Raw genomic sequence first — 12848 nt, 5'->3', positions numbered from 1 at the left:
GGGCGGGCGCCACCGCCTCGGCTGGCGCCACCGCGCCGGCGGGCGTCAACCGGCCGTCGGGCAGGACCCGGCCGTCGGGCAGGACCCGGTTGGTGGGCGGGACCCGGCCGTCGGGCAGGACTCGGCCGGTGGGCGAGACCCGGCCGGCAGGAAGCGTCGGGTCGGCGGGGACGACCGGGACGGCAGGCGTCACCCGGCCGGCCGGCGCGACGGGGCCGGCCGACGGGACCGGGACGGCGGCGGGATGCGGGCCGGTGACGGTCAGCGTGACCCGGGAACGGGCGTGCCGGACGGCGTTCTCCACCAGGTTGACGACGATCCGCCGCAGCTCGTCCGGCTCCCCCTCGGTCCACAGCGGCGCGGTCGGCGGCACCAGCTCCACCGGCGGGGACGGGTGTCGAGCGGCGACCGCGCGCAGCAGCTCCCCCAGCTCCACCGGGCCGACCGTTTGGCGCACCGGGTCGTCCCCCCTGCTCGACGCCTCGTCGAGCCGGGCCAGCAGCAGCAGGTCGTCGACGAGCCGGGCCAGCCGCTCGGTGTCGGCGAGCAGGCTCTCCGCCACCGCCGGCCAGTCCGTCCGGTCCGCCAGCCGCCGGGCCACCTCCAGCTCCGTACGCATGGTGGTCAGCGGGCTGCGCAGCTCGTGCGCGGCGTCGGCGACGAACGCCCGCTGCCGGTCCCGGGCCGACTCCAGCCGGTCCAGCATGTCGTTGAGGGTGACCGCCAACCGGTGGATCTCGTCCCGGCCCTCCGGTACGGGCAGCCGGCCCGGCCCGGCCCGCCCGGTGATCTCGGCCGCGCCGCTGCGCAGCGCCTCCACCGGGCGCAGCGTCGCGCCGACCACCCGCCAGGCGACCACGGCCAACCCGGCCACCAGCAGCGGGAAGCCGACCAGCAGCAGGGTGCGTACGACGTCCAGGCTGTGCCGCACGTCCGCCATCGACTTGCCGACCACCACGGTGAGCGGTTCCCCCGGGCCGCCGGCCGGCACGGTCACCACCCGGACCGGGCCGGCGAGGCCGAGCCGCTGCCCGCCGACCACCAGCCGCTGCCGGGTACCCGGTTCGAGCTGGTCCGGTCGGAGCATCGGGGTGAGCCGGTCGGCGTCGATCGAGGCGGCGCGGACCCGGCCCTGGGCGTCGAGCACCTGCACCCGGAGCTGACCGCCGGCCACCGGCAGCGGGTCGGGCAGGACGTCCTCGTCGGCGAGCAGCGCGACCGCGTCCGCCGTCCGCAGCGCCTCCGCGTCGACCGTGCGCTGCAGCGTCCAGCCGAGCGCGCCGAGCAGCAGCGCCCCGCCCAGCGCCAGACCCGCGGTCAGCCCGAGCACCCCGATCGCGATCAGCCGCACCCGCAGGCCGAGACCGGACAGCAGCCGGTGCGGGCGGCTCATGTGGCGAGCCGGTAGCCGGCGCCCCGGACCGTCTCCAGGCGCTCCCGGCCGATCTTGCGGCGCAGGTAGCCGACGTAGACCTCGACGGCGTTCGGCGCGGTCTCCAGGCTGGCGTCCCAGACGTGGTCGAGCAGCTCGGTCTTGGAGACCACCTCGCCGGGACGGCGCATCAGGTAGTCGAGCAGCGCGTACTCGCGGGTGGTCAGGGCGACCTCGGCGTCGGCCCGGGTCACCCGGCGCCGCGCCGGGTCCAGTCGCAGGTCGCCCACCGCCAGCACGGCGGGACGTTCCGGCGCGCCCCGGCGCAGCAGCGCCCGGAGCCGGGCCAGCAGGACGACGTACGAGAAGGGCTTGGTCAGGTAGTCGTCGGCGCCGCAGTCCAGCCCGTCGGCCTGGTCGTACTCGCCGTCCTTGGCCGAGAGCATCAGCACCGGCAGCCAGCGCTCCTCGGCCCGTAGTCGGCGGACCACCTCGTACCCGGAGAGGCCGGGCAGCATCACGTCCAGGATCATCGCGTCGTAGTCGCCGTGCCGGGCGGCGTCCAGGCCGGCGGGGCCGGTGGGCGCCACGTCCACCGCGAAGCCCTCCGCCTGCAGGCCCCGCTGCAACGCGGCCGCCAGCCGCGACTCGTCCTCCACCACCAGCAACCGCACGCCCCCAAGAGTGCCACCCGGATGACACCCGTACGGGTTGTCCTCAGCACGCTCACAGCCACCGGGGTGCAGCATGGCAGTCAGGAGGTAGCCACCATGTCCGTACTGAAGAACCGCGCCGTGCTGCGCTGGCTGGTCCCGGTGACCGCGGGGGTCGCCGTGATCGGTGGCGGAGCGGCCGTCGGCACGTTCGCCGCCGACGCCGACCCGGCGCTGCCGCCGCGCACCGCGGCCCAGCTCCTGGTCGACCTGCAGACGTCCCGCCTCGACGGGCTCTCCGGCACCGTGGTGCAGCGGGCCGACCTGGGCCTGCCCGCGCTGGCCAACCTCGCCGGCCTGGCCGGCGGGAACGAGCTGACCACCCTGCTGACCGGAACCCACACCCTGCGGGTCTGGTACTCCGGCGAGGAGCGGCAGCGGATCGCGCTGCTCGACACCCTCGGCGAACGGGACCTGATCCGCGACGGCCGGGACGTCTGGTCCTGGGACAGCCGGACCAACAGCGCCACGCACCGCGTCCTGCCGCAGGACCGCACCGCGCCGGCCTCCCTGCCGGCCACCCCGGCGGAGGCCGCCGACCAGGCGCTCGCGGCGGTCGACCCGACCACCGCGGTCACCGTCGGCCGGTCCGCCCGGGTCGCCGGCCGCGACGCGTACGAGCTGGTGCTCACCCCGCGCGACGCCGACTCCCTGGTACATCAGGTGCGGATCGCCCTCGACGCGAAGGAGCACGTGCCGCTGCGGTTCGAGATGCTCGCCGACGGCGCCGACAAGCCGGCCTTCGAGGTCGCGTTCACCCAGATCGACTTCAACCGGCCGGAGGCGGACCAGTTCCGGTTCAACCCGCCGCCGGGGGTGACCGTGAAGGAGGAGCCGGCCGACAAGGCGCTGCAGGGTGGGAAGGCCGCGCCGGACGGCAGGACCGGCCACCGGCCGGACGGCACGGACGTGCGTACCGTCGGCACGGGCTGGACCACGGTGCTGGTCGCGCGGCTCGACGCGGCCGGCCCGGCCGGCGGCGCGAAGGCCGGCGGCGCCAAGGCGGGCGACGCGGCGGGCGCGGACCAGGCGGCGGGGCTGCTCGCGGCGGTGCCGAAGGTGAGCGGCGACTGGGGCAGCGGCCGGCTGCTCACCGGGAAGCTGTTCAGCGTGCTGCTCACCGACGACGGCCGGGTGCTGGCCGGCCTGGTCACCCCGGAGCGGCTCTATCAGGCGGCGCGAAGCTGATCTGACGGATCGGGGGCCCGGACGGCGATGCCGTCCGGGCCCCCTGGCGCGCGGCTTGCGCTCCTGCTCACCCTGGTGCGGTTTGTCATTCCGGCCAGCGAGTCAGGTTCCCTTGCGCGCGTCGTGGACCGCATCTTGACCGTCGCGACCACAGCTGTGTTGCCGGTCATTGCCTGGGTCGTTGCGCGGTTGCTCGCGCCGAACTACTTCACCATGCCCGACCGCCGAACCAGGATCACAGTGGTAGTCATCGTCACCGCCGTGACGGTCATCGGCTATCCCGTTGGCCGGTTCAACGATCGCTTCCTCACCTGCGGAGACTTCCGGTCGCCGGCGATGACGTGCCGAAGAACTGCACCGAAGTCCCCCGTCGCTAGGTGATTGGTCGACTGGCATCACGCGACGGCGCGGCGGTGTGACGTGGGCGCGGGCGGCCGGGCAGGCTTGGTCCGGCGGCTCACCGCGCGGTATCTTTCTCAGTTCAAACACAAAAAGGAATGGCGCGAGACGCCATTCCTGTGCCGATTTTAGCCCATGAGGAGCCGGCTTGTCAACGCACTCCACCGGTGAGCTGCACCAGGACGACGAGATCGGCCGGGAGCAGGAGTACGTCTCGATGCTCTACGGCCGGCTGGACGGCATGCGGGACCAGGCCGCCCGCCGGCTCGCCGAGGAACTGCGCGCCACCGGCGGCACGTTGCAGGCCCGCTCCCAGCGCGACTCGGCGGTCCAGATGTACGCCGACCAGGTCGAGCAGTTCTCGGCGGTGGAGAACGGCCTCTGCTTCGGCCGCCTCGACGGCGACGACGGCGCGGCCCGCTACATCGGCCGGATCGGCATCTTCGACACCGGCGGCGACTACGACCCGCTGCTGATGGACTGGCGGGCCCCCGCGGCCCGGGCCTTCTACCTGGCCACCGCCGCGAACCCGCAGGGCGTACGCCGGCGGCGGCACCTGCGCACCCGGCAGCGGAAGGTGACCGGGCTCAACGACGAGGTGCTCGACCTCGCCACCGCCTCCCCCACCGCCCACGAGGAGCTGACCGGCGAGGCGTCGCTGCTCGCCGCGCTCAACGCCGGCCGGACCGGCCGGATGCGCGACATCGTGGAGACCATCCAGGCCGAGCAGGACCGGATCATCCGCGCCGACCTGCCCGGGGTGCTGGTGGTGCAGGGCGGCCCGGGCACCGGCAAGACGGCGGTCGCGCTGCACCGGGCGGCGTACCTGCTCTACACCCACCGGCAGCAGCTCGCCACCCGGGGCGTGCTCCTGGTCGGGCCGAACGCCACCTTCCTGCGCTACATCTCCCAGGTGCTCCCGGCGCTGGCCGAGACGGGCGTGCTCCTGCGTACCCAGGCCGACCTCTTCCCCGGCGTGAGCGCCCGGCGGACCGAGCCGGCGGAGACCGCGGCGCTCAAGGGCCGCGTGGAGATGACCGAGGTGCTCGCCGCCGCCGTCCGGGACCGGCAGTGGGTGCCCGACGAGCCGCTGGAGATCGAACTGCCGCAGCGGGAGATCCTCACCCTCGACCCCGGGACGGTCCGTGCGGCACGGGAGCGGGCCCGCCGCGCCGGCCGCCCGCACAACCTGGCCCGGGCGCTCTTCGACGTCGAGATCGTGCACGCGCTCGCCGCCCAGGTCGCCGAGCGGATCGGCGCCGACCCGCTGGGCGGGGAGAACCTGCTGTCCGAGGCCGACCTGGCCGAGATCCGCCGCGAGCTGCGCGAGGAACCGGAGGTACGGGCCGCGCTGGACGAGCTCTGGCCGGTGCTCACTCCGCAGCGGCTGCTCGCCGACCTGTACGCCGCGCCGGAGCGGATCGCCGCCGCCGCGCCGATGCTCACCGAGGCGGAGCGGGCGTCGCTGCACCGGGAGCCGGGCGGCTGGACCCCGGCCGACGTGCCGCTGCTCGACGAGGCGGCCGAGCTGCTGGGTGAGGACGAGCGCGCCGCGGCGGCCCGCCGGGAGCGGATCCGCTCCCTGGAACGGGAGTACGCCGAGGGCGTCCTCGAGATCGCCCGCGGCTCCCGCTCCATCGACGTCGAGGACGAGGCGGACGGCGGCGAGATCCTCGGCGTCACCGACCTGATCGACGCCGACCGGCTGCTGGAACGGCAGGAGGAGTCCGAGCGGCTGACCACCGCGCAGCGGGCCGCCGCCGACCGGAGCTGGGCGTTCGGGCACGTCATCGTCGACGAGGCACAGGAGCTGTCCCCGATGGCCTGGCGGCTGCTGATGCGCCGCTGCCCCAGCCGATCGATGACGATCGTCGGGGACGTGGCCCAGACCGGTGCCCTGTCCGGCACCCCGTCCTGGCGGGAGGCGCTCGAACCGTACGTGGCGCGGCGGTGGCGGCTGGAGGAGCTGACCGTCAGCTATCGCACGCCCGCCGAGATCATGGCGGTCGCCGCCGACGTGCTCGCCGAGATCGACCCGGCGCTGCGCCCACCCCGCTCGGTCCGCGCCAGCGGCATCCCGCCGTGGGACCGTACGGTCCACGCGGACCGGCTCGCCGCCGAACTGGTCGAGGTGACCGCGCGGGAGGCGGCCGGGCTGGACGACGGGCGGCTCGGCGTGATCGTGCCGAGCGGTCGGGTCGACGAGCTGGGCGCCGCCGTCACCGCCGCCCTGCCCGAGGCCGCGGTCGGCGAGCAGCCGGAGCTGGAGAACCGGGTGGTGGTGCTGACCGTCGGGCAGGCCAAGGGGCTGGAGTTCGACTCGGTGCTGGTGGTGGACCCGGAGCGGATCGTGGCCGAGTCGCCGCGCGGGCACAGCGACCTGTACGTCGCGCTCACCCGGGCCACCCAGCGCCTGGGCATCCTCCGCGCCGCCTGACCCCCCGTCCCGGCACCGTTACGGGCCTGGTCGGTGCGCGATCCATCCGGTGGTGGCCTCCCGCGGTCGGGAGGCCACCACCGCCACGTCGGAACGTGCTCCGGTCAGCCCGGGTTGGCTCCCTCGTCGGTGAAGTTGCCGACCTGGGCGGCGGTGCTCGATTCGTCACTGGTGGAGCCGCCGGAAGGGGTGCTCATCCCGCCGGTCCCGGCACCCCCGGTCGTGGTCGGGGCGACCTTGCCCGGGTGCCGCTCCGGCTGCCGCGCCAGCCGTCGGGCGCTGGCCGGGCCGGCCGTGCCACCGGTCGTGGTGATCGCGCCCTGACCCCGGGTCGGGCCGCCGTCCCGCAGCACGGTGGGGTCGACCGGGGCGTGCGCCGGGTCGTCGGGGTCCTCGTCCTGGATGACCCGCAGCACGTCGGTCTGCGGCACGGTGACCTCGTCGAGCGCGCCCTCGCCGTACACGCCCCCGGCGACCCGTTCCTCGGCCCGGCGGGCGGCTTCCTGCCGCATGTCGTCCTCACGCACGTCAACCACCTCGCAGCTGTCTCGGATCGTTCTGCGTGCCCGTCGACCGGCCGGGCAAACCCCCGGACGCGGGTCGTCCCCCGGGCGCCGCGCGAGCAGTTCGTGCAGGTCACGGCCCGGGAGATCCGCAACTCCGGGCTGCTCAAGCAGGTCACCATCCAGAGCTTCGACTGGGGCGCGCTGATCCGGATGCGCCAGGTCGAGCCCCGGCTGCCCCTGGTGGCCCTGACCAACTACGACTTCCTCCAGGTCGGTGGGCCCGGCGCCTCGCCGTGGCTCGGCGGGCTGGACATCGACGACTTCGGCGGCGACCCGATCGCGGCGATCCGCAGCTTCGGCGCGTCCGCGTTCTCCCCGGTGCACGGCTTCCCCCAGGACGGCAAGGTGACCGACCCCGGCTACCGCCCGTACGTGACGAAGGAGATGGTGGCGCACGCGCACCGCAACGGGATCAAAGTGATCCCGTGGACGGTGGACGACGTGCCGACCATGGCGAAGCTGATCGACGACGGCGTGGACGGCCTCATCACCGACTACCCCGACCGGCTGCGCGACCTGCTCGCCGCGCGCGGCTACCGACTGCCGAAGGCGTACGCGTCGCCGTTCGACATCCAGGCCCACCGCGGCGGCCGATCCACCCGACCGGAGAACACCCTGCCCGCGTTCGCCAACGCGCTGGAGAACCGGGCCATCTCGACGCTGGAACTCGACACCGGGGTGACCGCCGACGGGCACCTGGTGGTGCTGCACGACCGGACGATCAACGACTCGCACTGCGTCGACACCGCCCCGGCGCGAGCCGGTGACCCGAAGTACCCGTACGTGGGCAAGCTGGTGCACGAGCTGACCCTTTCCCAGATCAAGACCATCGACTGCGGGTCGAAGACGCTGGCCGAGTTCCCCACCCAGGTGGCCGTGCCGGGCGCCCGGATCCCCACCCTCGACGAGGTCTTCGCGCTGGTGCGGGCGAGCGGGCGCGACGACGTCCGGATGAACATCGAGACGAAGCTCAGCCCGTTGGTGGCGGACACCGAGCCGTACCCGAGCTTCACCCGCAAGCTGGTCGACGCGATCGAGGCGGCGGGCTTCACCCGGCGCGCCACCATCCAGTCCTTCGACTGGCGCACCATCCGGTACGCCCACCGGCTGAACCCGCGCATCGACACGGTCGCCCTGGTCTGGCAGTACGGCCCGGCCGAGTGCGCCGGCCTCGCCGACGAGTGCTCGCTGCGCGCGGTCTACGACGACCCGTCGGTCAGGAGCCCGTGGACCGCGGGCCTGGACTGGTGGCAGCACCAGGACCTGGGCGAGGTGGTCCGGCGGTCGGGCGCGACCACGGTGTCGGCGAACTGGCAGGTGCACGACCCGGCGCAGGGCACGGTGCCGTCGGCCGACTGGTACCTGCGGCAGAACCCGGCATACTTCCACGGACCGGACGTCCGCGCCCTCCAGGGTCGGTACGGGCTGACCGTGGTGCCGTACACCGTCGACGACGCGACGGTGATGCAGCGGGTCATCGACCTCGGCGTGGACGGGATCATCACCGACGACCCGGAGCTGCTGATCTCCGTTGCCATCCGCAACGGCCTGCGCTGAGCGGACGGCCCCCCGGCGGGGCGCCATCCGACTACCGGTCGGTGTTACCTCGCCGGGGCGACGGGTAGACGGGCGGTGCCCGCGCCATGAACGCGAACCGTGCCGTGGCCGAAACGCGGTAGCGGGGCGAGGGAGTGCAGGGAACGACTCATCGCATCCTGAGGAGGACCAGATGAGCACGCAGGCTGCATCCACCAGGCCGATGAACCGGCCGGTGCAGGAAGCGCAGAACCGCGGCGCCATGCAGGAGGCGCCGACCCGTCCGATGCCGATGGCGCAGGACGGACACCGGCAGCCGATGGGGGCACCGGGCACCGAGACCAAGCCGTCGTTCGCGACGACCGAATTCTGGGTCTACCTGGCATCCGTCGCGGCTGTGCTGGTGGCGTCCTACCTGGTCGGCAAGAACTCGGTCGGGGTGGACATCTTCCGTGCCCCGCAGGCGTGGTTCTTCATCACCCTGCTGACCATCGGCTACCTGGGTAGCCGCGGTCTGGCCAAGGCCGGCAGCAACTTCCGCAGCGGCGAGGAGCGCAAGGCCCGACACTGACCGACGAGATCAACACCTGAGTACGACGGTGGCCCCGGGAAACCTCCCGGGGCCACCGTCGTCGGTCGTCCTACTCGAAGTCCCCGCCGAAGTCACCGAAGTCGCCCTCGAAGGCGTCCCCGATCAGTTCACCGGCGACCAGGCCGCCGGCCACGCCGAGCGCCGTGCCCGCGACCAGCCCGCCCATCCCGTGACCCCGGCCGTGGCCGTGGGACGCGCCGAAGCCCTGGGCGCGCAGGTTGCCGTACCGGGAGGTGGTCTCGCGCAGCCAGCCGTCGACCACCTGGACCCAGTCGGTCCGGTCGGCGTCGGTGTGCGGGACGGCGTACCGGCCGACCACGTCGTGGCCGGCGCTGAGGAAGCCGCCGCGCTTGTCGCACTCCAGGATCACCTCGACGCCCCGCTGGCTGGTCACGAAGGTCAGCTCGACCTCGGTGACGGTCCGGGCGTACTGCGGCGCGGCGAAGAACTCGATCTCCTGGTAGAACGGCAGCGTCTGCTGCACACCGCGGATGTGGCCGCGTTCCAGGTCGGCGTGCTTGAAGCGGAAACCGAGCGCCTGGAAGGCGTCGAGGATCCGCTCATGGATCGGCAGCGGGTGCACCGCCACATGGTCCAGATCGCTCTTGTCCACCGCGCGGGCCACCGCCAGCTCGGTACGCAGCCCCATCGTCATGCCGTGCAGGCGCTGGCCGTACACGTCGGTGACCGGAGTCTCCCACGGCACCGGCAGCTGGAACGGGATGGCGAGCTGCTGCTTCGGGGCCAGCTCCAGCGGCCCGCTCACCGCCATCCGGTGGAACTCCATGATGCCGGCGTACTCGGAGTCGCCGCCCTCGATCTCGACCCGGGTGACCAGGCCGACGGTGATCTGCTCGATGCTGGCCGGCGCGTCCCCGCCGACGAGGTTGACGTGCCCGTCGAGGGTGAGCCCGGGTCGGGTGTTCGGGTTGGTCAGCACGGTGTCGACGCTGGGGCCGCCCACGCCGAACGCGCTCAACATCTTCTTGAAGACCATCGGTCACTCCCGCGGAACGGCGTTCCACCGTGGAACGTCGGAGCCATTGCCCAGGGCACCCTAACGCGAGCCCCTGTGAAGTGCCTGTGAACGCGGTCAGGCGGCGTCGACGACGATCAGCTCGCCGACCTGCTCGCCGATCTGGCGGCGCCCCTCCGGGGGCAGCTTCGCATCGGTGACCAACACGTCGGCGTCCTCCAGCGGGGCGATGGTGGCGATGCCGATGGTCTCCCACTTGGTGTGGTCGGCGAGCACCACCAGCCGGCGGGCGGAGCTGATCAGCCGGCGGTTGACCGCCGCCTCCAGCAGGTTTGGGGTGCTGAATCCCGTCCGTGGGCTCATCCCGTGCACGCCGAGGAAGAGCAGGTCGACGTTGAGGGCGGCGATCGCCGCCTCGGCCACCGGCCCGGTCAGCGCGTCCGACGGGGTACGGATGCCGCCGGTCAGCACCACGGTCTGGTCGGCGCGCGGGTTCTGGTAGAGCGCGTCGGCGACCGGGATCGAGTTGGTCACCACGGTCAGCCCGCGGACGTCGGCCAGCTTCGCGGCGAGGGCGGCGGTGGTGGTGCCGGCGGACAGCGCGATCGCCATGCCCGGCTCGACCATGGCAGCGGCCCGGTCGGCAATGGCCTGCTTCTCGACCTGCTGGCGGATCGACTTCGCGGCGAAGCCGGGCTCCTCGGCGGACCCCGGACCGGCCAGGGTCGCCCCGCCGTGGACCTTGTCGACCAGCCCCCGCTCGGCGAGCACCTCCAGGTCCCGCCGGATCGTCATGTCGGACACCCCGAAGCGGCTGACCAGGTGGCTGACCCGGACGCCGCCGCGCTGGCGGATCAGCTCCAGGATGGCGCTCTGCCGTTGCTGGGCGAGCATCAGGCCTCCTTCTGGCGCGGGAACGGTAGCCGGGCTCAGGCCGCGTCCTCGGCCCGGTCCACCGGCGTCTCCGCCGTCGGGACCCCGGCCGCGGACCCGGTGCCGGTCTCCTCGCGCAGCACGGCCACCTCGCCGGCCGGTACGACCAGCTCGCCGTCGCAGCGGGCGCCGCCGAGCAGCTCGGTCCCGGTCGCCGCGAGCCGGGCGTCGGCGTCGGTGTGGTTGATGACGAACAGCCAGCTCCGGTCGGCGTCGCGGCGGCGGACCACCTCGACGCCGGGGGGCGCGGCCACCGGCGGGCGGGCGCCGGACTCGGCGAGCAGCCGGGCCACGAGACGGTCGGTGGCCGCCTCGTCGAGCCGGGTGCCGACGTACCAGGCGGCGCCGGCGCCGACGGTGTGCCGGGTCAGCGCGGCCACGCCGGGCAGCGGCCCGTCGGTGTACGAGGCGAGCACCTCCGCCCCCTCCGGGTGCAGCCACTCGGTCCACACGTCGGCGGTGGCGCCGTCGTCGAGGGTCACCTGCTCGCCCTCGCGCAGCGGGAAGAACTCCTCGGTGCGGAGGCCGAGCAGCTCCCGGAACGCGCCGGGGTAGCCGCCGAGCCGGATGTGGTCGTGCTCGTCGACGATGCCGCTGAAGTAGGTGACCAGCGCGGTCCCGCCGGCCTCGACGTACCGGCGCAGCGCCTCGGCGTCGGCATCGCGGACCAGGTACAGGGTGGGCGCCAGGACCAGCCGGTAGCGGGACAGGTCGGCCGACGGGTGCACCACGTCGGCGGTGACCCCGGCCCGCCAGAGCGCGCCGTGCAGGGCGGCGAGCCGGTCTACGTAGGTGACGTCGACGCTCGGATGCGAGTCGAGTTCCGCGCCCCACCAGGCCTCGTAGTCGAACAGGATCGCCACGTCGGCGTCGACCCGGCTGCCGCGTACCTCGGCGAGCGCCTTCAGGTCGGCGCCGAGCCGGCAGACCTCGCGGAACACCTTGGTCTCCGGGCCGGCGTGCGGCACCAGCGCCGAGTGGAACTTCTCGGCGCCGGCGCGGGAGGCCCGCCACTGGAAGAAGAGCACCCCGTCGGCGCCGCGCGCCACGTGCGCGAGGCTGTTGCGGCGCAACTGACCGGGGGTCTTCGCCACGTTGCGCGGCTGCCAGTTGACCGCGCTGGTGGAGTGCTCCATCAGCAGCCACGGGTCACCGCCGGCGACGCCGCGGGTGTGGTCGGCGGCGAGCGCGAGGTTGACCTGCGGCTGCGGGTCGGCGGCGACGAGGTAGTGGTCGTTGGCGACCACGTCCACGTCGGCGGCCCAGGAGTGGTAGTCCAGGTACTTGACGCCGGTGCCGATCATGAAGTTGGTGGTGACCGGCTGCGGGGCCAGCCGGGTGAGCAGCTCCCGCTCGGCGCGGAGCTGGGCCCGCTGCTCGTCGGAGGAGAAGCGCAGGAAGTCCAGCTGCTGGGTGGGGTTGGCGAAGGTGGGCGCGGTGCGCGGCGGGTTGATCTCGGCCCAGTCGTGGTAGCGCTGGCTCCAGAAGGCGGTGCCCCAGGCGGCGTTGAGCGAGGCCAGGTCGCCGTAGCGGTCGCGCAGCCAGCGGCGGAACGCCTCGGCGCTGACGTCGCAGTAGCAGTGCACGTTGTGGCAGCCCAGCTCGTTGGAGACGTGCCACATCACCACCGCCGGGTGCGCGGCGTACCGGCCGGCGACCGCCTCGACCAGGGCGAGCGACCGCTCGCGGAAGACCGGCGAGCTGGGGCAGTAGGCCTGCCGGCCGCCCGGCCAGAGAATCGCCCCGTCGGCCCGGCGGGGCAGCGTCTCCGGGTGCCGGTGGGCCAGCCACGGCGGCGGGCTGGCGGTGGCGGTGGCCAGGTCCACCCGGATCCCCCCGTCGTGCAGCACGTCGAGGGCCCGGTCCAGCCAGCCGAAGTCGAACTCGCCGGGGGCGGGCTCCAGCAAGGCCCAGGAGAAGATGCCGACCGAGACCAGGTTGACCCCGGCCCGGCGCATCAGCGCGACGTCCTCGAGCCAGGTCTGCTCGGGCCACTGCTCCGGGTTGTAGTCCGCGCCGTACCAGATTCCGTCGCCGTGCCAGCTCCGCATGAGAGCAGAGCGTGCACCTCGACGACACCCAAGTCAACACTTTCCAACATCGACGGATTTTCCAACGTTTACCTTGTCTCGGCCG

At 73.6% G+C, this 12848-nt stretch carries 11 protein-coding genes; 5 read left to right on the top strand and 6 right to left on the bottom strand.

The window, feature by feature from the left end:
• Together DKT69_RS12995 and DKT69_RS12990 are read right to left on the bottom strand one after the other, a co-directional pair.
• A partial coding sequence (locus DKT69_RS12995) for a histidine kinase dimerization/phospho-acceptor domain-containing protein (RefSeq protein WP_438361831.1) occupies window positions 1–1342 on the bottom strand: 1342 nt, incomplete at its 3' end.
• 47 nt (window positions 1343–1389) lie between these two features.
• The gene (locus tag DKT69_RS12990) at window positions 1390–2046 is read right to left on the bottom strand and encodes a response regulator transcription factor (protein WP_109801828.1); all 657 of its coding nucleotides are present in this window, start codon (window positions 2044–2046) and stop codon (window positions 1390–1392) included.
• Between the two features lie 96 nt (window positions 2047–2142).
• Between DKT69_RS12990 and DKT69_RS12985 the strand changes: the two genes are divergently transcribed.
• From DKT69_RS12985 to DKT69_RS12975, 3 genes are all read left to right on the top strand, one after another.
• On the top strand, window positions 2143–3273 hold the full coding sequence (locus tag DKT69_RS12985) for a LolA family protein (protein ID WP_109801827.1): 1131 nt from the start codon (window positions 2143–2145) through the stop codon (window positions 3271–3273).
• Window positions 3274–3348: 75 nt separating this feature from the next.
• Entirely contained in the window at window positions 3349–3654 is a 306-nt protein-coding gene (locus tag DKT69_RS12980; protein ID WP_161557823.1) for a hypothetical protein, read from the top strand.
• Between the two features lie 166 nt (window positions 3655–3820).
• A complete protein-coding gene (locus tag DKT69_RS12975; RefSeq protein WP_109801825.1) occupies window positions 3821–6109 on the top strand; it encodes a HelD family protein in 2289 nt (762 codons plus the stop codon).
• Window positions 6110–6213: 104 nt separating this feature from the next.
• On the opposite strand, the gene DKT69_RS12970 is transcribed toward DKT69_RS12975, so the two are convergent.
• On the bottom strand, window positions 6214–6636 hold the full coding sequence (locus DKT69_RS12970) for a hypothetical protein (RefSeq protein ID WP_109801831.1): 423 nt from the start codon (window positions 6634–6636) through the stop codon (window positions 6214–6216).
• A 102-nt stretch (window positions 6637–6738) separates the two neighbouring features.
• Between DKT69_RS12970 and DKT69_RS39720 the strand changes: the two genes are divergently transcribed.
• Together DKT69_RS39720 and DKT69_RS12955 are read left to right on the top strand one after the other, a co-directional pair.
• Entirely contained in the window at window positions 6739–8232 is a 1494-nt protein-coding gene (locus tag DKT69_RS39720) for a glycerophosphodiester phosphodiesterase family protein (RefSeq protein ID WP_236647824.1), read from the top strand.
• Between the two features lie 172 nt (window positions 8233–8404).
• The gene (locus tag DKT69_RS12955) at window positions 8405–8782 is read left to right on the top strand and encodes a hypothetical protein (protein ID WP_109801823.1); all 378 of its coding nucleotides are present in this window, start codon (window positions 8405–8407) and stop codon (window positions 8780–8782) included.
• 70 nt (window positions 8783–8852) lie between these two features.
• On the opposite strand, the gene DKT69_RS12950 is transcribed toward DKT69_RS12955, so the two are convergent.
• The 3 genes from DKT69_RS12950 to DKT69_RS12940 form a co-directional block, all read right to left on the bottom strand.
• Window positions 8853–9800 carry a sporulation protein gene (locus DKT69_RS12950; protein ID WP_109801822.1) on the bottom strand — a complete coding sequence of 316 codons (948 nt, stop codon included), beginning with the start codon at window positions 9798–9800 and terminating at the stop codon, window positions 8853–8855.
• 96 nt (window positions 9801–9896) lie between these two features.
• Window positions 9897–10673, bottom strand: a complete 777-nt coding sequence (locus DKT69_RS12945) for a DeoR/GlpR family DNA-binding transcription regulator (RefSeq protein WP_109801821.1) — start codon at window positions 10671–10673, stop codon at window positions 9897–9899.
• Window positions 10674–10708: 35 nt separating this feature from the next.
• A complete protein-coding gene (locus DKT69_RS12940) occupies window positions 10709–12763 on the bottom strand; it encodes a beta-galactosidase (RefSeq protein ID WP_109801820.1) in 2055 nt (684 codons plus the stop codon).
• Window positions 12764–12848 lie beyond the last annotated feature (85 nt).

This window comes from Micromonospora sicca, from assembly GCF_003172935.1.
In the GTDB taxonomy this organism is placed as follows: Bacteria; Actinomycetota; Actinomycetes; order Mycobacteriales; family Micromonosporaceae; genus Micromonospora; species Micromonospora sicca.
Note: the sequence above shows the minus strand (reverse complement) of the source record. Positions and strands in the feature narration are given on the sequence as shown.